The following is a 24055-nucleotide window of genomic DNA, read 5'->3' on the forward strand; positions in this document are numbered from 1 at the left end:
TCGGGGCCGTACGCGACTGCGGGTCCGCTCCACTCTAGCTGCGGGCATGCATGCCGCCTGGGGCGGCACGGGTGGGCGCAGGCGGCACCCCGTCGCGCCGGGCCGTGCCCCCCCGGCCCAGCCCCCACGCCGGGCAAGCCGCAAGCAACCGGCGCCGAAGAAGCGCCGCCCAACCGCCGGAGGCAACACGTCCGGTGCTCGACCGCATCACCACCGAACTGCTGGACGCGCTGCGGGACACGGCCCGGCTGCGCACCTCGCCGTCCTGTGGGCTGCGGCTGGCCCTCGCGGCCGCCTGGTCGGCGTACGGCCACGCGCTGGACGTCCTGCATCTGAAGGGGCTCGGCCGCGCGGTGCCCTCCGTGTGCGGGGGCGCCGCTCAGTCCTGACCCGTGAGCCTGCTCGCCCGGTGGATGGCGTCGGCCAGGCGGCGTACGTCCGCGTCCTCCGTCGTGCTCGCCAGCCTGTCGGCCCGGTCGGCCAGTTCGGCGAAGCCCGCCGAGTCCGGCAGGGTGTTCCAGCGGTCGTCGCCGCGGCGCAGGGCGTCGGCGAAGTAGGCGGCCGTGGCCGTGACCTGGAAGCGGGGGCTCGCCTTCCAGACCGAGGGCTGGAGGGAGTCCGTTTCCAGGCGGGCCGACTCCTCGTGCGGGGCACGGGTCTTCGGGTCCAGCCAGCGGACGGTCGCCGTGGCCAGGTGGCCTTCCGTGCCGGGGCGGGTGCGGACGGCGTAGAGGGCCGTCACGGTGTGGCCGGGGCCGGTCTCGCCGCCGTCGACGCTGTCGTCACGGAAGTCCTCGTCGGCGACCTGGCGGTTGTCGTAGCCGATGAGGCGGAAGTCGGAGACCGTCGAGGGGTCGAAGGAGACCTGGGCTTTCGCGTCGCGGGCCGTCAGGTCGATGTTGCGCGGCAGGTCCTGGCAGAAGACCTTGCGGGCCTCCTCGTCGGTGGACACATACGCCGTGTGGCCGTCGCCCTTGTCGGCGAGGCGTTCCATCAGCGCGTCGCCGTAGTCGCTGCCGACGCCCACCCCGAACAGGGTGATGCCGTGCTCGCGGCGTTCGGAGGCGATGCGTTCGAGGATGCTGTCCGGGTCGGTGTCGCCGGTGTTGGCCAGGGCGTCGGAGACCAGGACGACGCGGTTCGTGGCGCCCTCGCGGAGGCCCTCGACCGCCGTTTCGTAGCCCGTCTTCACGCCTGCGCCGAGGTTGGTCGAGTCTGTCGGCTCCAGGGTCGCGATCGCGTCGTGGACCTCGTTCCGGTTGCCGCCAAGCCGCGTCATCGGCAGGACCCGCTCCGCCTCGTCGCTGAAGGTGACGATCGCGACCGAGTCGTCGTCGCGGAGCTGGTTCGTCATCACGTCGAGGGAGTCCTTGGCCAGGTCCAGGCGGCCCGGTTCGGCCATCGAGCCGGAGATGTCGATGACGAAGGTGAGGGCGGCCGGGGCGCGTTCGCCGGAGTCGGCCGCGGGGCGGGTGGCCAGGCCCACGCGCACCAGGGACGAGTTCTCGTCGGCGGTGCGGGCGCCGTCGACGGTGACCGAGAAGCCGTTGCCGTCGGGGCGGTCGTAGTCCTGGCGGAAGCTGTTGACGAACTCCTCGGGGCGGACCGTCGACGGGTCGGGCAGCCGGCCCTCGGCGAGGGTGCGGCGGGCGTAGCTGTAGGAGGCGGTGTCGACGTCCAGGGCGAAGGTGGAGAGGTAGTCGGGGGCCGGCGCGAAGTCGCGGGACTCCGACGACTCGTCGTCACCGTTCTTCTGCTCCCCTGTGCCGCCGCTGCCACGGTTGCGGTCGGGGGCCGGGAAGCCGCTGCGGTAGGAGCTGCCCTCCGCCTTGGAGCCCCCGCTGTCGCTCGCCCCGCAGCCGGTGAGCAGCAGTCCCGCCGCCGCGGTGAGTGCGAGGACCCCTCGGAGGCCCCCTCGTATGCGGAGGCCCCCTCGTATGCGGTGTCGGTCGCCCATCGTCCGTGCCCCCTTGGTCCGTTGACGTCGCCCTTCTGTGACTGTGACGGGCCAGGGGGCCGGAACGTGCGCTACGGAGCGTTGCGGATGAGTCTCGAAGAGGCCACGGGAGACGGCCGTTGAGACCGGTGGGTGATCTTCCGGTGACCTACGAGACCACGTCCTTGCGGGCGAAATGGCGGAAGGCCAGCGCGAACAACACAAGCGCATACGTTATGGAGACCGCCGTGCCCTGGATCATGCCGGACCACTCGGGAGTGGGCTGTACGGCGTCCGCCCACGCGAACTGCCAGTGCGCGGGCAGGAAGTCGCGCCAGTCGCCGAGCGCCGTCACCGCGTCGAGCACGTTGCCGACGATGGTCAGGCCCACCGCGCCGCCGACCGCGCCGAGCGGTGCGTCGGTCTTCGTCGACAGCCAGAACGCCAGGCCCGCGGTGACCAGTTGGGACACGAAGATGTACGCCACGACCACCAGCAGGCGCTGCGCCGCCGTCCCCGTGTCCAGCGAGCCGCCGGTGGGGATCTGCAGCGGACCCCAGCCGTACGCCGCCGTACCGACCGCCAGCGCCACCACGGGCAGCAGCACCATCGCGGCCAGGCTCAGGCCCAGCCCCACCAGGAGCTTGGACCACAGCAGCCGCGCCCGGGGCACGGGCGCCGCCAGCAGATAGCGCAGCGACGACCAGCTCGCCTCCGAGGCCACCGTGTCCCCGCAGAACAGGGCGACCGGGATGACCAGCAGGAAGCCCGCGGACACGAACAGGTTGACGGCGGCGAAGTTGGCGCCGGACGCCGTGGCCGTGTCCATCAGGGTGATGCGGCCGCCCTCGGCCTCCGGCTCGCCGCCGATCGCGAACGCGGCGACCAGCACGAACGGCAGCGCGGCCAGGATGCCGAACATGACCAGCGTGCGACGGCGCTTGAGCTGGCGGATCAGCTCGACGCGGAGCGGCAGTGTGTGGCCCGCGCGGTAGCCGGAGGCGACCTCGGTGCGCTCGGTGAGCGTGCTCATGCGGAGCCTCCGATCAGGGTGAGGAAGGCGTCTTCCAGGCGGCGGTGCGGGCCGACCGACTGGACGGGCACCTCGAGGCGGACCAGTTCGGCGACCAGGCGGGTCGCGCTGCCGTCCGCGTCGAGCCGGACCAGCAGCCCGTCGTCGGTGCGCACGGCCGAGGCCACGCCCGGCAGGGCGGCGACCTTCTCGACGACCGGCTCCTCCACGGCCTCGGGAGTGCCGACGAGCAGGGTGTCGCCGGAGCCGATGATCTCGGCAACCGGGCCCGCCTGCACGAGGCGGCCGCGGTCCATCACCACGAGGTGGGTGCAGGACTGCTCGACCTCGGCGAGGAGATGGCTGGAGACGATCACCGTGCGGCCGGCGGCCGCGTAGCGGATCAGCACCTCGCGCATCTCGCGGATCTGGGGCGGGTCGAGGCCGTTGGTCGGCTCGTCGAGGATGAGCAGGTCCGGCAGGCCGAGCATGGCTTGCGCGATGGCCAGGCGCTGGCGCATGCCCTGGGAGTACGTGCGCACCGCGCGGGCCAGTGCGTCGCCGAGGCCGGCGATCTGAAGGGCCTCGTCGAGGTGAGCGTCCTCCGGCGGGCGGCCGGTGGCCTGCCAGTACAGCTCCAGGTTCTCCCGGCCGGACAGGTGCGGCAGGAAGCCCGCGCCCTCCACGAAGGCGCCGACCCGGGAGAGGACGGGCGCGCCCGGCCGGATCGCGTGGCCGAAGACGCGGATCTCACCGGCGTCCGGCTTGATCAGGCCCATCAGCATGCGCAGGGTTGTCGTCTTGCCCGCGCCGTTGGGGCCGAGCAGGCCGAGGACCTGGCCCTTCTCCACGCGGAAGGACAGGTCCCGTACCGCGTACCGGTCCTGCGAGCCCGCGTACCGCTTGCTCAGGTCGGTGATCTGCAGCGGGACCTCGGCCAGTTCGGGGTCGGGCGGCGCGGGGGCGGCGGTGCGGCGGCGGGCCGTCAGCAGCAGGGCCAGGGCGATCGCCGCGCCCGTGATCGGCAGCCACCACACCCAGGACGGGAGCGGGGCGGCCGCGGTGGACACGCCGGGCGCCGTCGGGACGGACAGGTCGCCCTTCAGGGAGACCGTGTACGTCGCCGGGGCGGCCGGGGAGGCGTAGCCGAGGTCCGTGGAGGACAGCACCAGGCGCAGGCGGTGGCCGCTCTCGATGTCGTGGTCGATGGCGGGGAGCGTGATCGTCACGTCCTTGCCGGCCTTGGCGTCCTCGACGCGCAGCGGCGTGACCAACTGGGACGGCAGCACCTGCTGGGTGCCGCCGCCCGGGCCGACGTCGTAGACCTTGGCGAAGAGCACCGCGTCCTCGCTGGTCGACCTGACGTGCACGGTCGCCTTCGGGGAGCCGGTGATGCGCAGGTCGCCGGTGACCGGCGCCGACTCGAAGGCGGCGAACTGGCCCGGGAAGTCCAGGGACACCCCGACGCCGAGCGAGGAGAGCTGGGCCAGGCCGCCGGAGCCGCCGAGGCCGGGCAGCGCCGAGACCGCGGGCGGGCTGGCGCCGGCCGGGTTGGCGAAGCTCTGCTCGCCGCCGGTCAGGCGGAAGGGCCGCACGCCGCTCTCCAGGCCGGGGTAGGTGTCCGCGCTCGCGCCCCGCAGCAGGGCCTGGCCGTCGGTGGAGTCGACGCCTCCGGTGCGGGTGACGCGGAAGGCCGGGCCGGTGTCGGCGCTCTTGTCGTCCTTGAGGTAGCGGTCGAACCAGGACTCGACGCGGGCCTGGATCCGGCCGGTCTCCATGTCGCCGCCGTCATGGCCGCCGGAGATCCAGTCGACGTCGACGGGCGCGCCGTTGGCCTTGATCGCCTTCGCCGCCCGGTCGGCCTGGCCGAGCGGGAAGAGGGAGTCGGACTGGCCCTGCATCAGCAGGGTGGGCACCTTGATGCGGTCCCCGACGGCCGACGGCGAGCGTTCCTCCAGCATGCCGCGGGCCTGCGCGTCCGGGGTGCCGGACTCGGCGACCCGGTCGTACATCTCGCAGATCTGCTGCTCGAACTTCTCGCAGCCGCCCGCCGAGTTGACGAAGATCCCCGCCCAGAGCTTCTTGAACACGCCATTGGGGAACAGGGCGTCGGCGAGGTTCCAGTACGTGATCGCCGGGGCGATGGCGTCCACGCGGTCGTCGTGGCCCGCGGCCAGCAGCGAGATCGCGCCGCCGTAGGAGCCGCCCGCCATGCCGACGCGCGGGTCCCCGGCCTTGTCGAGCTCGACCTGGGGCTGCTCGGCCAGCCAGTCCAGCAGCCGGGAGACGTCGGCGACCTCGCCCTTCGGGTCGTTCAGCCCGACCTTGCCGGTCGACTTCCCGAAGCCGCGGGCCGACCAGGTCAGCACCGCGTACCCGTCGCGGGCCAGGTCCTCGGCCTGCTGCCGTACGTCGTCCTTGCTGCCGCCGAAGCCGTGCGCGAGCAGCACGGCGGGGCGGCGGCCGCTGTCGGAGCCGGTGAAGTACGAGGTGTCGACACGCACCCCGTCACCCATGTCCATGACCCGGTCGGCCCGCCGCACCGGGGGCGTGCTGTCGTCGGCCGACGCGACGGTCCATGTACCCGCACCGGCTATCACCACGACAGCGGCCGCGGCGGCCAGCAGCCGCCGCGGCCCCCGTAGTGCGCGAAGCCCGGGCAATCGAAGATCCATGGTTCAACGGTACGGGGCGAACCTGTCGGCAAGTTATCGACCGGAGGCCGAACCCCGGCCCCTCCCACGGAAGTACGAGCCGGCTCCCGCGTACACCAGGCGTGGTACGAGGTCCGCCGGCGTCAGTGGTTGCGCGGGAAGCCGAGGTCGACGCCGGAGGGGGCGTCGGCCGGGTCGGGCCAGCGGGTGGTGACGACCTTGCCGCGGGTGTAGAAGTGCGTGCCGTCGTTGCCGTAGATGTGGTGGTCGCCGAAGAGGGAGTCCTTCCAGCCGCCGAAGGAGTGATAGCCGACGGGGACCGGGATCGGGACGTTCACGCCGACCATGCCGACCTCGATCTCCAGCTGGAAGCGGCGGGCGGCGCCACCGTCCCGGGTGAAGATGGCGGTGCCGTTGCCGAACGGCGAGCTGTTGATCAGCGCCACACCGTCCTCGTACGTGTCGGCGCGCAGCACGCACAGCACCGGGCCGAAGATCTCGTCCTGGTAGGCCTTGGCGCTGGTCGGCACCTTGTCGAGCAGCGAGATGCCGATCCAGTGGCCGTCCTCGAAGCCGTCGACCGTGTAGCCGGTGCCGTCGAGGACCACCTCGGCGCCCTCGGCCGCGGCGCCCATGACATAGGAGGCCACCTTGTCCCGGTGCGCGGCCGTGATCAGCGGGCCCATCTCGGAGGTCGGGTCGTTGCCCGGACCGATCTTGATCTTCTCGGCGCGTTCGCGGATCTTCTCCACCAGCTCGTCGCCGATCGCCCCGACCGCGACGACCGCGGAGATGGCCATGCAGCGCTCGCCGGCGGAGCCGTAGGCAGCCGATACGGCCGCGTCGGCGGCGGCGTCCAGGTCGGCGTCGGGCAGGACCAGCATGTGGTTCTTGGCGCCGCCCAGGGCCTGGACGCGCTTGCCGTTGGCGGAGGCGGTGGTGTGGATGTAGCGCGCGATCGGGGTGGAGCCGACGAACGACACCGCCTTCACATCGGGGTGCTCCAGCAGGCGGTCCACGGCCACCTTGTCGCCGTGCACGACGTTGAAGACGCCGTCCGGCAGACCCGCCTCCGCCAGCAGCTCGGCGAGCTTGATCGATGCCGACGGGTCCTTCTCGCTCGGCTTGAGCACGAAGGTGTTGCCGCACGCGATGGCCAGCGGGAACATCCACATCGGCACCATCGCCGGGAAGTTGAACGGCGTGATGCCCGCGACGACGCCCAGCGGCTGCCGGATGGAGGACACGTCGACGCGGCTGGCGACCTGCGTCGACAGCTCCCCCTTGAGCTGCACGGTGATCCCGCACGCCAGGTCGACGATCTCCAGGCCGCGCGCCACCTCGCCGAGGGCGTCGGAGTGCACCTTGCCGTGCTCGGCGGTGATCAGCTCGGCGATCTCGTCGCGGTGGGCGTCCAGCAGCGCCCGGAACTTGAACAGGATGGACGTGCGCTGGGCCAGCGAGGACTGGCCCCAGGTCAGGTAGGCCTCCTTGGCGGCCGCGACCGCCGCGTCCACCTCCTCGACGGAGGCGAAGGCGACCTTCGTGGTGACCGCGCCGGTCGCCGGGTCGGTGACCGGCCCGTACGTGCCCGACGCGCCCTCGGCGGTCTTGCCGCCGATCCAGTGGTTGACGATCTTCGTCATGCCCGGTAACTCCTTCACAGATGGCGGCGTCGGGTCGAGACGTGCCGTTCGTACAGCTCCCGTGCCTTGACCGCCGACGGCCGTGTCGCGGTCTCGGCCACGGGAACATCCCACCAGGCCTGCGCGGGCGGCGCGCCCGACACTGTGTCTGCCGTTTGGGTCTCCACGTAGACACATGTGGGAGTGTCGGCCGCGCGGGCCTCGGCGAGCGCCTCGCGCAGATCGCTCACGGTCTTCGCGCGCAGCACCCGCATGCCCAGGCTCGCGGCGTTGGCGGCCAGGTCGACGGGGAGTGGGGCGCCGGTGAACGAGCCGTCGTCCGCGCGGTGGCGGTACGCCGTGCCGAACCGCTCGGCACCCGTCTCCTCCGACAGGCCGCCGATGGACGCGTACCCGTGGTTCTGCACGAGCAACACCTTGATCGCGACGCCCTCCTGCACGGCGGTCACGAGCTCCGTCGGCATCATCAGATAGGTGCCGTCGCCGACCAGCGCCCACACGCTCCGCTCGGGCGCGGCCAGCTTCACGCCGATCGCGGCCGGGATCTCGTAGCCCATGCAGGAGTAGCCGTACTCCAGGTGGTACTGGTCGCGCGAGCGCGCCCGCCACAGCTTGTGCAGATCGCCGGGCAGGGAGCCGGCCGCGTTGATGATCACGTCCGACTCGTCGACGATCGCGTCCAGGGCGCCGAGCACCTGTGGCTGGGTGGGCCGTACGTCGGGCTCGTCGGCCTCGTAGCAGGCGTCGACGCGCTGCTCCCAGCGCTCCTTGTCCTCGGTGTACTCGGAGATGTAGCTCTCGGCGACCCGGTGGGCGTGCATGTCCAGGGCCACGGTCAGCTCTTGGAGGCCGCTTCGGGCGTCCGCGATCAGGGGCAGGCCGGCGAGCTTGTGGCCGTCGTAGGGCGCGATGTTGAGGTTGAGGAACCTGACGTCCGGATTGCCGAACAGGGTGCCGGAGGCGGTGGTGAAGTCGGTGTACCTCGTCCCCACGCCGATCACCAGGTCGGCGGTGCGGGCGAGTTCGTCGGCGGTGGCGGTGCCGGTGTGGCCGATGCCGCCGACGTCCTGGGGGTGGTCGTAGCGCAGGGAGCCCTTGCCGGCCTGGGTGGAGGCGACCGGGATGCGGGTGACCTCCGCGAACTCGGCGAGGGCCGCCTCGGCACGGCTGTGGTGGACGCCGCCGCCCGCGACGACCAGGGGCCTGCGGGCGGACCGGATCGCCCGTACGGCCTCGGCGAGCTCCGTCGGGTCGGCGCCCGGGCGGCGTACCACCCAGGTGCGCTCGGCGAAGAGGTCGTCGGGCCAGTCGTAGGCCTCGGCCTGCACGTCCTGCGGGAGCGCCAGCGTCACGGCGCCGGTCTCCACGGGGTCCGTGAGCACCCGCATCGCGTTCAGCGCGGACGGGATCAGGGCCTCGGGCCGGGTGATCCGGTCGAAGTACTTCGACACCGGGCGCAGACAGTCGTTGACCGACACATCGCCTGCGTACGGCACTTCGAGCTGCTGGAGGACCGGGTCGGCGGGGCGGGTGGCGAAGATGTCGCCGGGCAGGAGCAGGACGGGGAGGTGGTTGACGGTGGCCAGTGCCGCGCCGGTGACGAGGTTGGTGGCGCCGGGGCCGATGGAGGTGGTCACGGCGTGGGTGGACAGCCGGCCCGACTGCCGGGCGTAGCCGACCGCCGCGTGCACCATCGCCTGCTCGTTGCGGCCCTGGTGGTACGGCATGACCTCGCCGTACTCGATCAGCGCCTGGCCGATCCCGGCGACGTTGCCGTGGCCGAAGATGCCCCAGGTGGCGCCGATCAGCCGCTGCCGTACGCCGTCGCGCTCGGTGTACTGGGCGGACAGGAAGCGGACGAGCGCTTGCGCGACCGTGAGCCTCGTCGTTGAGGTCTGCACCGTCATCGGTAACCCTCCGTATCGTCTGCGAGGACGTCGGGTGTGCCCTCACGCGAGGGGAATACGCGCTGCCGGCCGAAACCGTTCGGGCCGGTTCCAGGGCCTGCTCTACGGCCTGCCCTAAGGCTGGGGACCTCCGGCGCGGGGCCGTAGCGGGCGGGGAGTCTTCGCTCGCACTTCGCTCCTGCCAAAGCAAAGCGGCCACCCGCGCCGGAGGCGATCATGGGAACCTCACAACAGTCCTACGGCAGTGTCCACCGCGGCGGCCACGTCCCCGTCCGCCGGGTAGAGCAACGATCGGCCCACCACCAGGCCGCGCACCGTGGGCAGTTGAAGAGCGCCCCGCCACTTCTCATATGCCCCGTCCTGGTCGTCTCCGACCTCGCCGCCGAGCAGAACGGCCGGAAGTGTCGACGTCCCCATGACCTCGGCCATGTCGTCGGGGTTCTCGGTGACGGGGAGCTTCAGCCAGGTGTAGGCCGAGGTGCCGCCGAGGCCGGAGGCGATGGCGATGGACTTGGTGACGGCCTCGGCCGACAGGTCGTTGACGACCTTGCCCTCGGGGGTGCGCCGGCTGAGGAACGGCTCGACGAAGACGGGGAGCCGGCGTGCGGCCATGTCGTCGATGGCGCGGGCGGTGGACTCCATGGTGGTGAGGGAGCCCGGGTCGGCGTAGTCGATCCGCAGGAGCAGCTTGCCGGCGTCGAAGCCGAGGCGCTGGATGTCCTCGGGGCGGTGGCCGGTGAAGCGGTCGTCGAGCTCGAAGCTCGCGCCCTGGAGGCCGCCGCGGTTCATCGAGCCCATGACGACCTTGCCCTCGAGCGCGCCGAGCAGCAGCAGGTCGTCGAGGATGTCGGCGGTGGCGAGGACGCCGTCCACGCCGGGGCGGCTGAGCGCCAGGCAGAGACGATCGAGCAGGTCGGCGCGGTTGGCCATCGCGAGCCTGCGGTCGCCGACGCCGAGGGCGCCGCGGGCCGGGTGGTCGGCGGCGACGATCATCAGCCGGCCGGAGTCGCCGAGGAGCGGCCGGCGGGTGCGGCGCGCCGCCGCCTCCGCGACAGCCTCGGGGCGCTGGGTGCGCAGGCGGACCAGTTCCGCGATGTCGACGGTCACTTGACGGCCCCCGCGGCGATGGCGGCCTCGATCTCGTCCGGCCTGGGCATCGCGGAGGAGCACTCCAGGCGGGAGGCGACGATGGCGCCTGCGGCGTTGGCGTGCCGCATGATCTTCTCCAGGTCCCAGCCGCTGAGGAGCCCGTGACAGAGGGAACCACCGAAGGCGTCGCCGGCGCCGAGGCCGTTGAGGACGTTCACGGGAAGCGGCGGAACCTCGGCCCGGTCGCCCTTGCTGTTGACGGCGAGGACGCCCTTGGGGCCCTGCTTGACGACGGCGACCTCGACACCGGCGTCCAGCAGTGCCTGGGCGGCGGCCTGCGGCTCGCGTACGCCGGTGGCGACCTCCACCTCGTCGAGGTTGCCGACGGCGACGGTGGTGTGCTTGAGGGCCTCGGCGTAGAAGGGGCGGGCCGCGTTCGGGTCGTTCCAGAACATGGGGCGCCAGTCGAGGTCGAAGATCGTCGTGCCCGACTTCGCGCGGTGGGCGAGCGCCGCGAGCGTCGCCGTACGGCTGGGCTCCTCGCTCAGTCCGGTGCCGGTGATCCAGAAGATACGGGCGTCCCGGATGGCGTCGAGGTCCAGCTCATGGGCGTCGATCTCCAGGTCCGGGGCCTTGGGCTGCCGGTAGAAGTACAGCGGGAAGTCGTCCGGCGGGAAGACCTCGCAGAAGGTGACCGGGGTGGGCAGGCCCGGCACCGGGGTGACCCAGCGGTCGTCGACGCCGAAGCCCTGGAGGGCCTCGTGGAGGTAGGTGCCGAAGGGGTCGTCGCCGGTACGGGTGATCACCGCGGTCCGCCGTCCCAGCCTGGCGGCGGCGACGGCGACGTTGCTCGCGGAGCCGCCGAGGAACTTGCCGAAGGACGTGACCTGCGGCAGCGGGACGCCGGTCTGCAGCGGGTAGAGGTCCACTCCGATCCGGCCCATGGTGATCAGGTCGTACGCCATCGGTGTCCCTCGGTCTCCCTCGTAGCGGCTCTCGTGTCCGACTGTGCGCGGGTCGGCTCTCCCCGGCTTTGTAGCCCTGGCGGGGGAACCCTGTCAATGTTTTGTCCGGACATTCGAACCAGACTCTCCGGAGCTGAGTCGGATACTTCTTTGCGTACTTCTTTGCGTCGCTTGTGTCACAAGAGCAGCATTCGTGTCACGCATGTCGCATGTACGCGGGACTTGCGTCACACCCCGCCGACAGGCCCTGTCCGCGCTCACGCCGCGTCGTTGACCGGACACAGGCTTTGTGATCGCCAGCGCAGCGCGCGGTACCCCCGACGACCAGCCCCCGGTCGCCGCCGCGACGCGCGCGGGGAGGTGCAACTGATGACCGAACGAGGGCTCTGGTCGTACAAGGAGATCGCCGCGCACATCAAGGTGCAGCCGGACACCGTGCGGTCCTACCGCAAACACGGGCTGCTGCCACCGCCGGATCATGTGGAGGGCGGCAAACCCTTCTGGTACGCGGACACCGTGCGGGCCTGGGTGGCGTCCCGGCCCGGCAACCGTGGGCGCAGAGCCGACTGACCTCGCCGAAAAACCGGCTGCGCCCCACCTTTCGCGTGGGGCACAGTCGCGCCATGAGCGACTTCTCCGTCAAGCCCGTACTCACCGGCGACCGGGCCCTGCTGCGGCCGTTCACCGAGGCCGACGCCGCCGTCATGAAGGAGATCATCGAGGACCCCGAGGTCATCCGCTTCACCGACGAGACCTCCGAGGAGTTCTCCCTGGAGCGGCTGCGCTCCTGGTACGGCTCCCGCTCCGAGCAGCCCGACCGCCTCGACCTCGCCGTCACCGACCGAGCCACCGGCGAACTCGTCGGCGAGGTGGTGCTGTACGAGTGGGATCCCAAGGCACGCAGTTGTATCTTCCGCACGCTCATCGGGCCCAGGGGCCGCGGCCGGGGGCTCGGCACCGAGGCCACCCGGCTCATCGTGGGGTACGGATTCGAGCAACTGGGGCTGCATCGGATCCAGTTGGAGGTCTATGGCCACAACCACCGTGCCCTGCGGGTGTACGAGAAGGCCGGGTTCGTGGTGGAAGGGGTGCGGCGGGAGGCCGATCTGAGGGGCGGTCAGTGGGTCGACTGGGTGGTGATGGCCGTCCTCGACCGCGAGTGGGCGTCCCACCAAGGCCGCCCCGGCGTCAACGCCCCGGCCCCCACGGCTCGATGACGGTCACCCCCGCCCCCGGCGCCGACCCCATCGCCGCCAGCGCCGACGGCACCGCGTCCAGCGGGATCGTCTGCGTCACCAGCAGATCCGGCCGCAGCGCCCCGGCCCGCACCAGCTCCATCATCGGCGGGTAGGTGTGCGCCGCCATGCCGTGGCTGCCCAGGAGTTCGAGCTCCAGGGCGATGGCGCGGGCCATCGGCACCGGGGTCGTGCCGGACTGCGAGGGCAGCAGGCCGACCTGGATGTGCCGGCCCCGGCGGCGCAGGCCGTTGACCGAGGCCGCGCAGGTGACGGGTGAGCCGAGGGCGTCCAGGGAGAGGTGGGCGCCGCCGCCGGTGAGGTCGTGGATCGCCGCCGCCGTGTCGGGCACGCCGGAGGCGTCCAGACACTGCGCCGCCCCGAACTTCCGCGCCAGGTCCAGGGCCTGCGCCGAGACATCCACCGCGATCACCCGCGCGCCCGAGGCCGCCGCGATCATCACCGCCGACAGGCCCACCCCGCCGCAGCCGTGCACCGCGACCCACTCTCCCGCCGCGACCCGGCCCTGCTGTACGACCGCCCGGAACGCGGTGGCGAACCGGCAGCCCAGCGAGGCCGCCGTCGCGAAGGACATCTCCTCGGGCACGGCGACCAGGTTCACGTCGGCGTGGTCCAGCGCCACGTACTGCGCGAAGGAACCCCAGTGGGTGAAGCCGGGCTGGGTCTGGCGCTCGCACACCTGCTGGTCGCCGGCCGCACACGCCGCGCAGCTCCCGCAGGCGCACACGAACGGCACGGTGACCCGGTCGCCGGGGCGCCGGCCGGTCACCCGCTCGCCCACCGCCTCGACGACACCGGCGAGTTCATGACCCGGCACATGCGGCAGCGCGATGTCCGGGTCGTGCCCCTGCCAGCCGTGCCAGTCACTGCGGCACAGCCCCGTCGCCTCGACCCGCACGGCCACTCCGTGCGGGGCCGGGTGCGGGTCGGGCACATCGCGCACCTCGGCCGGTTCCCCGTACCGCTCGAACACCACCGCGCGCATCGCTCACCCCTCGCCCTTTGCATGGTTCGGTCGCCTACGGGGCGCCATATGCCTTCGGCTCCCTCACGGCCGGTGTCGTCGGCACAGCGCAGGTTGGTGGGCCGTGGCCGCCCGCCGTGCCATCGCTGCCGCCCGTGGAGATCATCCTGTCCAGCGGAACGCTAGCCGCCCACCCCCGCCTTGTCCCGCTCCTCCACCGCGGCCGGGGCCGATTCGTCTCCGCCCTCGCTCAACCCGAACCGCTCATGGAACCGCCGCAGCGGCCCCGGCGCCCACCACGTCGCCCGCCCCGTCAGACGCATGACCGCCGGGACCAGGAGGCTGCGGACGATCATCGCGTCCATCAGCACCGCCAGGGCGATGCCGAGGCCGAGCATCTTGGTGTTGGTCACCCGGGAGGTGCCGATCGCGACCATCACCACCGCGAGGATCACGGCGGCGGCGGTGATCAGGCCGCCGGTGCGCTGCATGCCGTGCCGGACCGCCTGGTCGTGGTCGCCCGTCGCGTCGTACTCCTCCTTGATGCGGGACAGCAGGAACACGCCGTAGTCCATCGACAGGCCGAAGGCGATGCAGAACATCAGCACCGGCAGGGTTGTCTCGATCGAGCCCGGGCTGGTGAAGCTGAGCGGGCCGGAGAGATGGCCGTCCTGGAAGACCCAGACCACGGCGCCGAACATCGCCGTCAGGCTGAGCGCGTTGAGCACCACCGCCTGGATCGGGATCAGCACGCTGCCGGTCAGCAGGAACACCAGCAGCAGGGTGACGATCGCGACGAACGCGGCGGCCAGCGGCAGGCGTTCGGCGATCGCGTCCTTGGAGTCGACCAGGACCGCCGCCGTGCCGGTCACCTCGGTGTCGAACGGCGCCTCGGTGGCCCGCAGGTCATCGACCAGGCGCTGGGCCGGCTCGTCCACCGCCTCGCCCTTCGGCAGCACCGTGAAGTACGCCGACTCGCCCTTCACCAGCGGCCCGTCGACCCGCAGCACCTCAGGGAGAGCGGCGATCCGCTCCTTGTAGTCGGCGTACTGCGCCTGCGTCGCCCGCCCCTCGGCCAGCACCTCCAGGCCGCCGCCGGGGCTGCCCGGGAAGCCGTCGCGGATGTGCTGCTGCACGATGTGGGACTCGGCGCTCGACGGCAACTGGCGGTCGTCGGCGGTGCCGAACTTCACGCCCAGGAAGGGCAGGCCGAGCAGGACCAGGACGGCGGTGGTGCCCAGGGCGAAGAACGGGGCGCGGCGCATGACGAGGTTCGCGGTGCGGGCCCAGGCCCTGCCCTCCGTCGCGCCGGATGCCTCGCTGACCGTCTCGGAGGCGGAGGACGTCTCGGTGGCCGCCTCGGAGGATGTCTCGGAGGCGGTCTCGGCGGACGCCTTCGGCCGGCCGCGTCGGAACAGCTTGCGCAGGTCCAGGGAGTTCACCCGGTGGCCGAGCAGGATCAGTGCCGCCGGGAGCAGGATCAGCGCGGCCGCCGCGGCGAGCAGGACCACCGCCATCCCGGCGTAGGCGAAGGAGCGCAGGAAGTACTGCGGGAAGAGCAGCATCGCCGCGAGGGAGACCGCGACCGTGAGGGCCGAGAACAGGACGGTGCGGCCGGCGGTGCGCAGGGTGGTGCCGACGGCCTGCAGGGGTTCGGCGCCGGTGGCGAGTTCCTCGCGGAAGCGGCGGACGATGAACAGGGCGTAGTCCACGGCGAGACCGAGGCCCAGGGCCGTGGTGAGGTTCATCGCGAAGACCGACACATCGGTGAACTCGGTCAGGCCGCGCAGCACCGCGTTGGTGCCGAGGATCGCCACGACGCCGATGCCGAGCGGAAGCAGGGCGGCGACCGCGCTGCCGAAGACCATCACCAGCAGCACCAGGGTGACCGGCAGGGCGATCACCTCGGCGCGCAGCAGGTCCTCCTGGATGATCGCCTGCATCTCGTGCCGCACCGCGACCGGGCCGCCGACGCTCACCTCCACCGGGCCGTGCGTGCCCCGGAACTCGGGCGCGATGCGGTCCAGGGTCGCCCCCATCTGTGTCTCGTCGCCGGTGATCCGGGCGGCGATCAGCGCCTCATGGCCGTCCTCGGCGCGCAGGGCGGGAGCCGACGCGGGGTCCGCCTGCCAGTACGAGCCGACGCCCACGACCCCCTTCTCGCCGGCCAGCTCGTCCGCGAGGCGCCGCGCCTGGGCGGCGACCGCGGGGTCGTCCACCGAGGCGCTGCCCGCGTCCACGAGGAGCAGGAGGTTGGGCTGGGAGGCGGGGAACTCGCGCTCCAGCGCCTTGGTCGCGTAGGTCGACTCGGCGGCCGGGTCCTCCCAGCCGCCGCTGCCCAGTCGGTCGGCGACGCCGCTGCCGGCCAGCACGGCGAGCGCGGTGATCACCAGGGCCACGAGCAGGGACAACCTCGGGCGGGCCGTCACGAAGCGGGTCCAGCCTCCGACGCGGGGCGGCCTGTTGACTTCGGTCATTGTGCGGTGTCCCCTTCACCTGATCCATGCTGTGCTGCTTCGATCCAAGCCGGTCGCCGGCCGGGCAGCGTGGAGCCGTCACTGAGCCGTCACTGCCGTAGACTGGCAAACACGAGATATCGCTCGCGTTTCAAGAATGCGAGCGGCCGCTCGTGTTTGTCAATCGCGTTCGGAGAGCTGGGGATAACGCGTGTCCGCCAACCGGGAGAAGGTCAGCCAGGACGACCGGGACGGTCGGGAGAAGGAGCAGCCGCGCCGCCGTCAGGCACGCGGCGAGCGCCGTATCGCCCAGTTGCTCGAGGCCGCGGCCACCGTCTTCACCACCACCGGCTACACCGCCGCCAGCACCAACGCCATCGCCCGCGAGGCCGGCGTCTCACCCGGCACGCTGTACCAGTTCTTCCCGAACAAGGAAGCGATCGCGATCGAGCTGGGTGACCGGCTCATGCACGAGCTGCGCGAGACGTACGGCGAGGCACTCGCCCCGGTCGATCCCGTGACCCCGCTGGAGCAGGCCGTCGGCGCGGCCGTCGACCGGTTCATCGCCTTCAACTGCGAGCACCCGGTGTTCTTCGCGCTGATGCACGGCCCCGACATCCCGGGCCGCATGGCGGAGGAGCACGACGCCCTGCACGCGACCTTGCTGTCCAGGATCGAGGGCCTGCTCTCCTCGTTCCTGCCCGACGCCGCCCCGGCCGACCTCACCCGGACCGCCCACATGTGCCTGGGCCTGTACAAGGCGGGCCTGGAGCTGGTCCTCGCCCACGAGGGCGCCGAGCGCGACGCCTACGTCGAGGAGCTGAAGAAGGCCCTGATCCGCTACCTCGACCCGCTGGTCGGCGACAGACTCGGCCACCCAGGGGCGACCGGAACCGCGCCATGAGGCCCAACCTGCGCATTTGCGCATGACTCAACTCCCGGCTTGACGTACCGACGCACTGGCCCCACTGGCCCCACTGTCCACCGCACTGCCCGCACCCGCATCCTGGGACACCGAGGCAACCCGCCCGCAGACTCGCCCGGCCCACCCCGACCCCTCTTGGAGATGTACCCCATAGGGGTATACCTTGAAAGTCGGACGGGACCCCGCGGGTCCCGTCAGCCCCCCATGCCTCAACCCACCTGCTCCACGAGGAGAACCACATGAGCGCCCAGACCCACACCCCGGGTTCCGTCACCGCCGTCTACAAGGTGAGCGGCATGAGCTGCGGACACTGCGAGGGCGCCGTCTCCGGCGAGATCTCCGAGATCCCCGGCGTCAGCTCGGTGAAGGCCGTCGCCTCCACCGGCGAGGTCACCGTCGTCTCCGCCGCCCCGCTCGACGAGGCCGCCGTACGCGCCGCCGTCGACGAGGCCGGCTTCGAACTGGTCGGGAAGGCCTGAGCCTGGCCATGACCCGCACCACCGACGAAGCGCCGATACCCGGGACCGCCGACGCCCCCGCCCCCGTCGGCACCTCGGACGTGGAGCTGCTCATCGGCGGCATGACCTGCGCCTCCTGCGCGGCCCGCGTCGAGAAGAAGCTCAACCGTATGGACGGCGTGAGCGCCACGGTGAACTACGCGACCGAGAAGGCGAAGGTCAGCTACCGCGCGGGCCTGAAGGTCGCCGATCTGATCGCCGTGGTGGAGAAGACCGGGTACACCGCCGAGGAGCCGGCTCCCCCGGAACCCGCCCCGAAGGTCCCGCAGGAGTCACCGCAGGCCCCTCAGGACGCCGAACCGGCCTCCTACCGCAGCCGCCTGACCGTCTCCGCCCTGCTCGCCGTCCCGGTCATCGCGCTGTCGATGGTCCCGGCCCTGCAGTTCGACAACTGGCAGTGGCTCGCGCTCACCCTCGCCTCACCGGTCGTCGTCTGGGGCGGACTGCCCTTCCACAAGGCCGCGCTCACCAACGCCCGGCACGGCGCGGCCACCATGGACACGCTGATCTCGATGGGCACGCTGGCCGCGTTCGCCTGGTCGCTGTGGGCGCTGTTCTTCGGCGACGCGGGCATGCCCGGCATGCGCCACGGCTTCGATCTCACCCCCGGAGCGGTAGCGACCAATGTCACAGCGCGCATGGACGGCGCCTCCCAGATCTACCTCGAGGTCGCCGCCGGCGTCGTCACCTTCATCCTGCTCGGCCGCTATCTGGAGGCCCGCTCCAAGCGCCGCGCGGGTGCCGCCCTGCGCGCCCTGATGGAGCTCGGCGCGAAGGACGTCGCCGTGCTGCGCGACGGCCGCGAGGTCCGGATCCCGGTCGGCCGGCTGGCCGTCGGCGACCGGTTCGTCGTACGGCCCGGCGAGAAGATCGCCACCGACGGCACCGTCGTCGAGGGCGCCTCCGCGGTGGACGCCGCCATGCTGACCGGCGAGTCCGTGCCGGTGGACGTGACGGTCGGGGACGCGGTCACCGGGGCCACGGTCAACGCGGGCGGGCGGCTCGTGGTCGAGGCGACGCGGGTCGGCGCCGACACCCAGCTCGCGCGGATGGCGAAGCTGGTCGAGGACGCGCAGAACGGCAAGGCCGAGGTGCAGCGGCTCGCCGACCGGATCTCCGCGGTCTTCGTACCGGCGGTCATCGTCCTCGCGGTCGCCACCTTCGGGGCCTGGCTCGGCGTCACCGACGACACGGTCGCCGCGTTCACCGCGGCCGTCGCGGTACTGATCATCGCCTGCCCCTGCGCCCTGGGCCTGGCCACTCCCACCGCCCTCATGGTCGGCACGGGACGCGGCGCCCAGCTCGGCATCCTCATCAAGGGCCCCGAGGTGCTGGAGTCCACGCGCCGGGTCGACACCGTCGTCCTGGACAAGACCGGCACGGTCACCACCGGGCGCATGGCCCTTCAGCGGGTGTACGCCGCCGAGGGCGCCGACGAGGAGCAGGTGCTGCGGCTCGCGGGCGCCGTGGAGCACGCCTCCGAGCATCCCGTCGCCCGGGCCGTCGCCGCGGGCTCCGAGGAGCGGGTCGGACGGCTGCCGGAGGTCGAGGGCTTCGAGAACGTCCCCGGACGCGGCGTACGCGGGCGCGTGGAGGGCCGGGACGTCGCGGTGGGGCGCCTTTTCGAGGAGCTGCCACCCGAGCTCGCCCGCGCGCGGGAAGAGGCCGAGAGGGACGGTCGTACGGCCGTCGTGGTCGGCTGGGACGGCGCGGCGCGCGGCGTGGTCGCCGTCGCGGACGCGGTGAAGGAGACCAGCGCCGAGGCGGTGCGCGAGCTGCGCGCGCTGGGGCTCACGCCGGTGCTGCTGACCGGGGACAACCGGACGGTCGCCGAGGCGGTGGCGGACGCGGTCGGCATCGATCAGGTGATCGCGGAGGTCCTGCCCGAGGACAAGGTGGAAGCCGTACGGCGGCTGCAGCGCGAGGGGCGGTGCGTGGCCATGGTCGGCGACGGCGTCAACGACGCGGCCGCGCTTGCCACCGCCGATCTGGGTCTCGCCATGGGTACGGGGACGGACGCGGCGATCGAGGCGGGCGATCTGACGCTGGTGCGCGGCGATCTGCGGGTGGCGGCGGACGCGATCCGGCTGTCCCGGCGGACGCTGGCCACGATCAAGGGCAACCTGGTGTGGGCCTTCGGTTACAACGTCGCCGCGTTGCCGCTGGCCGCGGCGGGGTTGCTGAACCCGATGATCGCGGGTGCCGCGATGGCGTTCTCGTCCGTGTTCGTGGTGTCGAACAGCCTCCGGCTGCGGACGTTCCGGTGAATTCGTAGTAAGAACCGCACTGGGGCCCTCTGGAGTCCGACGCCCGGCTCACATAAGCTCTTCACAAGGCTCGCGCATCTTCCTTACGCTTGGGTCTCGATCGCCATATCGGGCTCTTGCGTATCTAACGGACATATGCAAGAGACGCAGATCACAGTGAAGTGAACGTAACCATCGAAGGGGTTCGAAGGTCTAAGTTGACGATGTCAGACGGCGTCTTGGGGGGCGCCAACTGGCATCTGAGGATGTCTTGGGGGACTTCCTCAGAGTTGCGTTGCCGGGGCACGTACGACGGGAAGCTTTGAGCGGCCCTCCCGAACGTGCTTGTCCCGGCAGATCGCACTCACCTATGAGTACGACGAGTTTTGCTCGTTCTGCTCAAACGCAATACCGGAAAGACCGAAAGACAGCGATTCAGGCGCTGCTCTCTCAGGCGCCCGGCCGGATCCCGTGGGGGGAATCCGCACCGGGACATGGGAAGGCGCCCTGGACGTCGGCCCGTGGGGGGACCGCCGCCAGGGCGCCTTTTCGCTGCCGCGTTTCAGCCAGGGGCAGTGTGCCGACCGGTGGGGGCGCCGAGCTCTCAGGCGATCGGCGCCCCCACCGGCAGGTGTCAGCGCTGCTCGACGGGAACGAAGTCGCGCTCCACCACACCCGTGTAGATCTGACGCGGGCGGCCGATGCGGGAGCCCGGCTCCTTGATCATTTCGTGCCACTGGGCGATCCAGCCCGGGAGACGGCCGAGGGCGAACAGGACCGTGAACATCTCGGTCGGGAAGCCCATGGCGCGGTAGATCAGGCCGGTGTAGAAGTCCACGTTCGGGTAGAGGCTGCGCGAGACGAAGTAGTCGTCGGAGAGCGCGTGCTCCTCCAGCTTGAGCGCGATGTCCAGCAGCTCGTCGGACTTGCCCAGCGCCGACAGGACGTCGTGCGCCGCCGCCTTGATGATCTTGGCGCGCGGGTCGAAGTTCTTGTAGACCCGGTGGCCGAAGCCCATCAGGCGGACGCCGTCCTCCTTGTTCTTCACCTTGCGGATGAAGGAGTCGACGTCACCGCCCGTCTCCTGGATGCCCTCCAGCATCTCCAGGACGGACTGGTTGGCACCGCCGTGCAGCGGGCCCCACAGGGCCGAGATGCCGGCCGAGATCGACGCGAACATGTTGGCCTGCGACGAGCCGACCAGGCGGACCGTCGAGGTCGAACAGTTCTGCTCGTGGTCCGCGTGCAGGATCAGCAGCTTGTCCAGGGCGGAGACGACGACCGGGTCGAGGTCGTACTCCTGCGCCGGCACCGAGAAGGTCATCCGCAGGAAGTTCTCGACGTAGCCGAGGTCGTTGCGCGGGTAGACGAACGGGTGGCCGATCGACTTCTTGTACGCGTACGCCGCGATCGTCGGAAGCTTCGCCAGCAGCCGGATCGTCGAGAGGTTGCGCTGCGTCTCGTCGAACGGGTTGTGGCTGTCCTGGTAGAAGGTGGACAGCGCCGAGACGACCGACGACAGCATGGCCATCGGGTGGGCGTCGCGCGGGAAGCCCTTGTAGAAATTCTTGACGTCCTCGTGCAGCAGGGTGTGCTGCGTGATGTCGTTCTTGAAGGTGGAGAGCTCGTCGACGGTCGGCAGCTCACCGTTGATCAGCAGGTAGGCCACCTCCAGGAAGGTGGAGCGCTCGGCCAGTTGCTCGATCGGGTAACCGCGGTAGCGGAGGATGCCCGCCTCGCCGTCGAGGTAGGTGATGGCCGATTTGTACGCGGCGGTGTTGCCGTACCCGCTGTCCAGCGTCACCAGACCGGTCTGGGCGCGGAGTTTGCCGATGTCGAAGCCCTTGTCGCCGACGGTGCTGTCAATCACCGGGTAGGTGTACTCGCCGTCGCCGTACCGCAGTACTACAGAGTTGTCGCTCACGTCTTCCCTCACCGACGTTGTGCCTCATCTTCGAGGTTGCCCTGACTGTCTCTACCCTCCCCCATTCGGCTCAGGAGAGTGCACTCGGGGTCGACCATTGGGCCTATTGGCGGCACTGAGTGCCGCCAACTTGTCATCCTGCCCCCTGTCTTCCCCATCTGGAAGTGGTCTGTGACCTTCACGACTCATTTGATCGATCATTTTTTTCGACCTCTTATGAATCGGCAGGTCAGAAGGGGGTCCGGCCGAGGGCCCGGACAGCAGGGTTCAGGATCCCGCGAGCCGGAAGTCGAGCGCCGTGCAGCGCCGCCCGGCCGACACCGTGCGCACCGCCTGGCCGATCGCCTTGCGCGAACCCACCAGGACGACCAACCGCTTGGCGCGGGTCACCGCCGTGTACAGCAGGTTCCGCTGCAGCATCATCCATGCCCCGGTGGTGACGGGGATCACCACCGCGGGATATTCACTTCCCTGTGAACGGTGGATCGTCACCGCGTACGCATGCGCCAGTTCATCCAGTTCGTCGAATTCGTACGGAACCTCCTCGTCCTCGTCCGTCAGCACCGTCAGACGCTGGTCGACCGGGTCGAGCGAGGTGACCACGCCCACGGTGCCGTTGAAGACACCGTTCTCCCCCTTCTCGTAATTGTTGCGAATCTGGGTGACCTTGTCGCCGACGCGGAAGACCCGGCCGCCGAACCGCTTCTCCGCCAGATCGGGCCGCCCCGGGGTGATGGCCTGCTGGAGCAGGCCGTTGAGCGTCCCCGCGCCGGCCGGTCCCCGGTGCATGGGCGCCAGGACCTGGACGTCCCGGCGCGGATCGAGCCCGAACTTGGCCGGAATCCGCCGTGCCGCCACGTCCACGGTGAGCCGTCCGGCCTCCTCGGTGTCGTCCTGGACGAAGAGGAAGAAGTCCTTCATGCCGTCCGTCACCGGGTGCTGCCCGGCGTTGATCCGGTGCGCGTTGGTCACCACGCCGGACTGCTGGGCCTGGCGGAACACCCGGGTGAGGCGGACCGCGGGAATCGGGCTGCCGTCGGCGAGCAGATCCCTGAGCACCTCCCCCGCCCCGACGCTGGGCAACTGGTCGACATCCCCCACGAAGAGCAGGTGCACACCCGGCGGTACGGCCTTGACCAGCTTGTTGGCCAGCAGCAGGTCCAGCATGGACGCCTCGTCGACCACCACCAGGTCGGCCTGGAGCGGCCGGTCCTTGTCGTACGCCGCGTCACCGCCGGGCTTGAGCTCCAGGAGGCGGTGGACGGTGGAGGCCTCCGCCCCGGTCAGCTCGGCGAGCCGCTTGGCGGCGCGGCCGGTGGGGGCGGCCAGCACGACGCGCGCCTTCTTCGCCCGCGCCAGCTCGACGATCGACCGCACCGTGAAGGACTTGCCGCAGCCGGGCCCGCCGGTCAGCACGGCGACCTTCTTCGTCAGCGCCAGCTTGACGGCGGCCTCCTGCTCGGGCGCCAGGTCCGCGCCCGTACGGCCCTTCAGCCAGCCCAGCGCCTTGTCCCAGGCGACGTCATGGAACCCCGGCATCCGGTCCTCCTCGGTCCGCAGCAGCCGCAGCAACTGGGCGGAGAGGGAGAGCTCGGCGCGGTGGAAGGGGACGAGATAGACGGCCGTGACGGGATCGTCCGAGCCGCCGTCGGGGCCCGGCACCTTCTCCCGTACGACACCGGGGTCGCCGCCGTCCTGAGGAACCTGCGCCAGCTCCCCGAGGCACTCGATGACGAGCCCGGTGTCGACCTGGAGCAGCTTGACCGCGTCCGCGATCAACCGCTCCTCGGGGAGATAGCAGTTGCCCTGGTCGGTGGCCTGCGACAGCGCGTACTGAAGGCCCGCCTTCACCCGCTCCGGGCTGTCGTGCGGGATGCCGACGGACTGGGCGATCCGGTCGGCGGTGAGGAAGCCGATGCCCCAGACGTCGGCGGCGAGGCGGTACGGCTGGTTCTTCACGACCGAGATCGAGGCGTCGCCGTACTTCTTGTAGATCCGCACGGCGATGGACGTCGACACCTCGACGGTCTGGAGGAAGAGCATGACCTCCTTGATCGCCTTCTGCTCCTCCCAGGCGTCGGCGATCTTCTTGGTGCGCTTGGGGCCGAGGCCGGGGACCTCGATGAGCCGCTTGGGCTCCTCCTCGATGATCTGCAGGGTGTCCAGGCCGAAGTGCTGCGTGATGCGGTCGGCGAAGACCGGCCCGATGCCCTTGACCAGGCCGGAACCGAGGTAGCGGCGGATGCCCTGGACGGTGGCCGGCAGTACGGTCGTGTAGTTCTCGACGGTGAACTGCTTGCCGTACTGCGGGTGGGAGCCCCATCGGCCCTCCATCCGCAGGGACTCACCGACCTGGGCACCGAGCAGCGCGCCGACGACCGTGAGCAGATCGCCGCCGCCTCTTCCCGTGTCCACACGGGCGACCGTGTAGCCGTTCTCCTCGTTGGCGTATGTGATGCGCTCCAGGACGCCTTCGAGTACGGCGAGCCGCCGCTCGCCGGTCTGGTTCCCCGCCTGTTGAGCCATGATCCGACGGTACAGGTGGGGTGTGACAGAG

Annotated in this window: 17 protein-coding genes and 1 pseudogene; 6 read left to right on the forward strand and 12 right to left on the reverse strand. The window is 71.1% G+C overall.

Annotated elements, in window-relative coordinates; translation table 11 throughout:
* Positions 1-194 precede the first annotated feature (194 nt).
* The gene (locus ACP4J3_RS14945; RefSeq protein ID WP_426534359.1) at positions 195-389 is read left to right on the forward strand and encodes a hypothetical protein; all 195 of its coding nucleotides are present in this window, start codon (positions 195-197) and stop codon (positions 387-389) included.
* Here the strand turns inward: ACP4J3_RS14945 and ACP4J3_RS14950 are convergent.
* The 8 genes and pseudogenes from ACP4J3_RS14950 to iolC form a co-directional block, all read right to left on the reverse strand.
* Entirely contained in the window at positions 380-1957 is a 1578-nt protein-coding gene (locus ACP4J3_RS14950; protein ID WP_426534361.1) for a YfbK domain-containing protein, read from the reverse strand. The two genes, ACP4J3_RS14945 and ACP4J3_RS14950, sit on opposite strands and share 10 nt — an antisense overlap.
* A gap of 148 nt (positions 1958-2105) precedes the next feature.
* Positions 2106-2969, reverse strand: a complete 864-nt coding sequence (locus tag ACP4J3_RS14955) for an ABC transporter permease (protein ID WP_426534363.1) — start codon at positions 2967-2969, stop codon at positions 2106-2108.
* Positions 2966-5623: a CocE/NonD family hydrolase gene (locus tag ACP4J3_RS14960; RefSeq protein ID WP_426534365.1), complete on the reverse strand. Its 2658-nt coding sequence runs from the start codon at positions 5621-5623 to the stop codon at positions 2966-2968. The genes ACP4J3_RS14955 and ACP4J3_RS14960 overlap by 4 nt, the downstream gene beginning before the upstream one ends.
* A gap of 122 nt (positions 5624-5745) precedes the next feature.
* The gene (gene mmsA / locus ACP4J3_RS14965) at positions 5746-7248 is read right to left on the reverse strand and encodes a CoA-acylating methylmalonate-semialdehyde dehydrogenase (RefSeq protein ID WP_426534367.1); all 1503 of its coding nucleotides are present in this window, start codon (positions 7246-7248) and stop codon (positions 5746-5748) included.
* A gap of 14 nt (positions 7249-7262) precedes the next feature.
* Positions 7263-9155, reverse strand: a complete 1893-nt coding sequence (gene iolD, locus ACP4J3_RS14970; RefSeq protein ID WP_426534369.1) for a 3D-(3,5/4)-trihydroxycyclohexane-1,2-dione acylhydrolase (decyclizing) — start codon at positions 9153-9155, stop codon at positions 7263-7265.
* A gap of 122 nt (positions 9156-9277) precedes the next feature.
* Positions 9278-9370: pseudogene (locus tag ACP4J3_RS14975) on the reverse strand (5-deoxy-glucuronate isomerase); the annotation flags it as partial.
* Between the two features lie 10 nt (positions 9371-9380).
* Complete coding sequence (locus ACP4J3_RS14980) at positions 9381-10262, reverse strand: Cgl0159 family (beta/alpha)8-fold protein (protein ID WP_426534371.1); 882 nt, start codon at positions 10260-10262, stop codon at positions 9381-9383.
* Complete coding sequence (gene iolC / locus ACP4J3_RS14985; RefSeq protein WP_426534373.1) at positions 10259-11209, reverse strand: 5-dehydro-2-deoxygluconokinase; 951 nt, start codon at positions 11207-11209, stop codon at positions 10259-10261. The genes ACP4J3_RS14980 and iolC overlap by 4 nt, the downstream gene beginning before the upstream one ends.
* 369 nt (positions 11210-11578) lie before the next feature.
* Here iolC and ACP4J3_RS14990 point away from each other — a divergent pair, with 369 nt between their 5' ends.
* Both ACP4J3_RS14990 and ACP4J3_RS14995 read left to right on the forward strand, forming a co-directional pair.
* On the forward strand, positions 11579-11779 hold the full coding sequence (locus ACP4J3_RS14990) for a helix-turn-helix transcriptional regulator (RefSeq protein ID WP_426534375.1): 201 nt from the start codon (positions 11579-11581) through the stop codon (positions 11777-11779).
* A 53-nt stretch (positions 11780-11832) separates the two neighbouring features.
* Complete coding sequence (locus ACP4J3_RS14995; RefSeq protein ID WP_426534377.1) at positions 11833-12426, forward strand: GNAT family N-acetyltransferase; 594 nt, start codon at positions 11833-11835, stop codon at positions 12424-12426.
* Here the strand turns inward: ACP4J3_RS14995 and ACP4J3_RS15000 are convergent.
* Together ACP4J3_RS15000 and ACP4J3_RS15005 are read right to left on the reverse strand one after the other, a co-directional pair.
* Complete coding sequence (locus ACP4J3_RS15000; RefSeq protein ID WP_426534379.1) at positions 12398-13450, reverse strand: zinc-dependent alcohol dehydrogenase family protein; 1053 nt, start codon at positions 13448-13450, stop codon at positions 12398-12400. The two genes, ACP4J3_RS14995 and ACP4J3_RS15000, sit on opposite strands and share 29 nt — an antisense overlap.
* Before the next feature lie 161 nt (positions 13451-13611).
* Positions 13612-15906: an MMPL family transporter gene (locus ACP4J3_RS15005; RefSeq protein ID WP_426534381.1), complete on the reverse strand. Its 2295-nt coding sequence runs from the start codon at positions 15904-15906 to the stop codon at positions 13612-13614.
* A 190-nt stretch (positions 15907-16096) separates the two neighbouring features.
* Between ACP4J3_RS15005 and ACP4J3_RS15010 the strand changes: the two genes are divergently transcribed.
* From ACP4J3_RS15010 to ACP4J3_RS15020, 3 genes are all read left to right on the forward strand, one after another.
* Positions 16097-16789, forward strand: a complete 693-nt coding sequence (locus ACP4J3_RS15010; protein WP_426534383.1) for a TetR/AcrR family transcriptional regulator — start codon at positions 16097-16099, stop codon at positions 16787-16789.
* A gap of 260 nt (positions 16790-17049) precedes the next feature.
* A complete protein-coding gene (locus ACP4J3_RS15015; protein ID WP_426534385.1) occupies positions 17050-17289 on the forward strand; it encodes a heavy-metal-associated domain-containing protein in 240 nt (79 codons plus the stop codon).
* Between the two features lie 8 nt (positions 17290-17297).
* Positions 17298-19595, forward strand: coding sequence for a heavy metal translocating P-type ATPase (locus ACP4J3_RS15020; protein ID WP_426534387.1), 2298 nt, complete (start codon positions 17298-17300; stop codon positions 19593-19595).
* Between the two features lie 613 nt (positions 19596-20208).
* Here the strand turns inward: ACP4J3_RS15020 and ACP4J3_RS15025 are convergent.
* Together ACP4J3_RS15025 and recD2 are read right to left on the reverse strand one after the other, a co-directional pair.
* A complete protein-coding gene (locus tag ACP4J3_RS15025; protein WP_426534389.1) occupies positions 20209-21498 on the reverse strand; it encodes a citrate synthase in 1290 nt (429 codons plus the stop codon).
* Between the two features lie 267 nt (positions 21499-21765).
* The gene (recD2, locus tag ACP4J3_RS15030; protein WP_426534391.1) at positions 21766-24024 is read right to left on the reverse strand and encodes an SF1B family DNA helicase RecD2; all 2259 of its coding nucleotides are present in this window, start codon (positions 24022-24024) and stop codon (positions 21766-21768) included.
* Positions 24025-24055: the final 31 nt, after the last annotated feature.

The sequence above is a fragment of the Streptomyces sp. UG1 genome (assembly GCF_049974585.1).
Taxonomy (GTDB): Bacteria; Actinomycetota; Actinomycetes; order Streptomycetales; family Streptomycetaceae; genus Streptomyces.

Excerpts from the sequence above, each read along its gene's own strand:
- ACP4J3_RS14950 (WP_426534361.1), bottom strand. The coding sequence starts at position 1,957 with ATGGGCGACCGACACCGCATACGAGGGGGCCTCCGCATACGAGGGGGC.
- ACP4J3_RS14955 (WP_426534363.1), bottom strand. The coding sequence starts at position 2,969 with ATGAGCACGCTCACCGAGCGCACCGAGGTCGCCTCCGGCTACCGCGCG.
- ACP4J3_RS14960 (WP_426534365.1), bottom strand. The coding sequence starts at position 5,623 with ATGGATCTTCGATTGCCCGGGCTTCGCGCACTACGGGGGCCGCGGCGG.
- mmsA (WP_426534367.1), bottom strand. The coding sequence starts at position 7,248 with ATGACGAAGATCGTCAACCACTGGATCGGCGGCAAGACCGCCGAGGGC.
- iolD (WP_426534369.1), bottom strand. The coding sequence starts at position 9,155 with ATGACGGTGCAGACCTCAACGACGAGGCTCACGGTCGCGCAAGCGCTC.
- iolC (WP_426534373.1), bottom strand. The coding sequence starts at position 11,209 with ATGGCGTACGACCTGATCACCATGGGCCGGATCGGAGTGGACCTCTAC.
- ACP4J3_RS14990 (WP_426534375.1), top strand. The coding sequence starts at position 11,579 with ATGACCGAACGAGGGCTCTGGTCGTACAAGGAGATCGCCGCGCACATC.
- ACP4J3_RS14995 (WP_426534377.1), top strand. The coding sequence starts at position 11,833 with ATGAGCGACTTCTCCGTCAAGCCCGTACTCACCGGCGACCGGGCCCTG.
- ACP4J3_RS15000 (WP_426534379.1), bottom strand. The coding sequence starts at position 13,450 with ATGCGCGCGGTGGTGTTCGAGCGGTACGGGGAACCGGCCGAGGTGCGC.
- ACP4J3_RS15005 (WP_426534381.1), bottom strand. The coding sequence starts at position 15,906 with ATGACCGAAGTCAACAGGCCGCCCCGCGTCGGAGGCTGGACCCGCTTC.
- ACP4J3_RS15015 (WP_426534385.1), top strand. The coding sequence starts at position 17,050 with ATGAGCGCCCAGACCCACACCCCGGGTTCCGTCACCGCCGTCTACAAG.
- ACP4J3_RS15020 (WP_426534387.1), top strand. The coding sequence starts at position 17,298 with ATGACCCGCACCACCGACGAAGCGCCGATACCCGGGACCGCCGACGCC.
- recD2 (WP_426534391.1), bottom strand. The coding sequence starts at position 24,024 with ATGGCTCAACAGGCGGGGAACCAGACCGGCGAGCGGCGGCTCGCCGTA.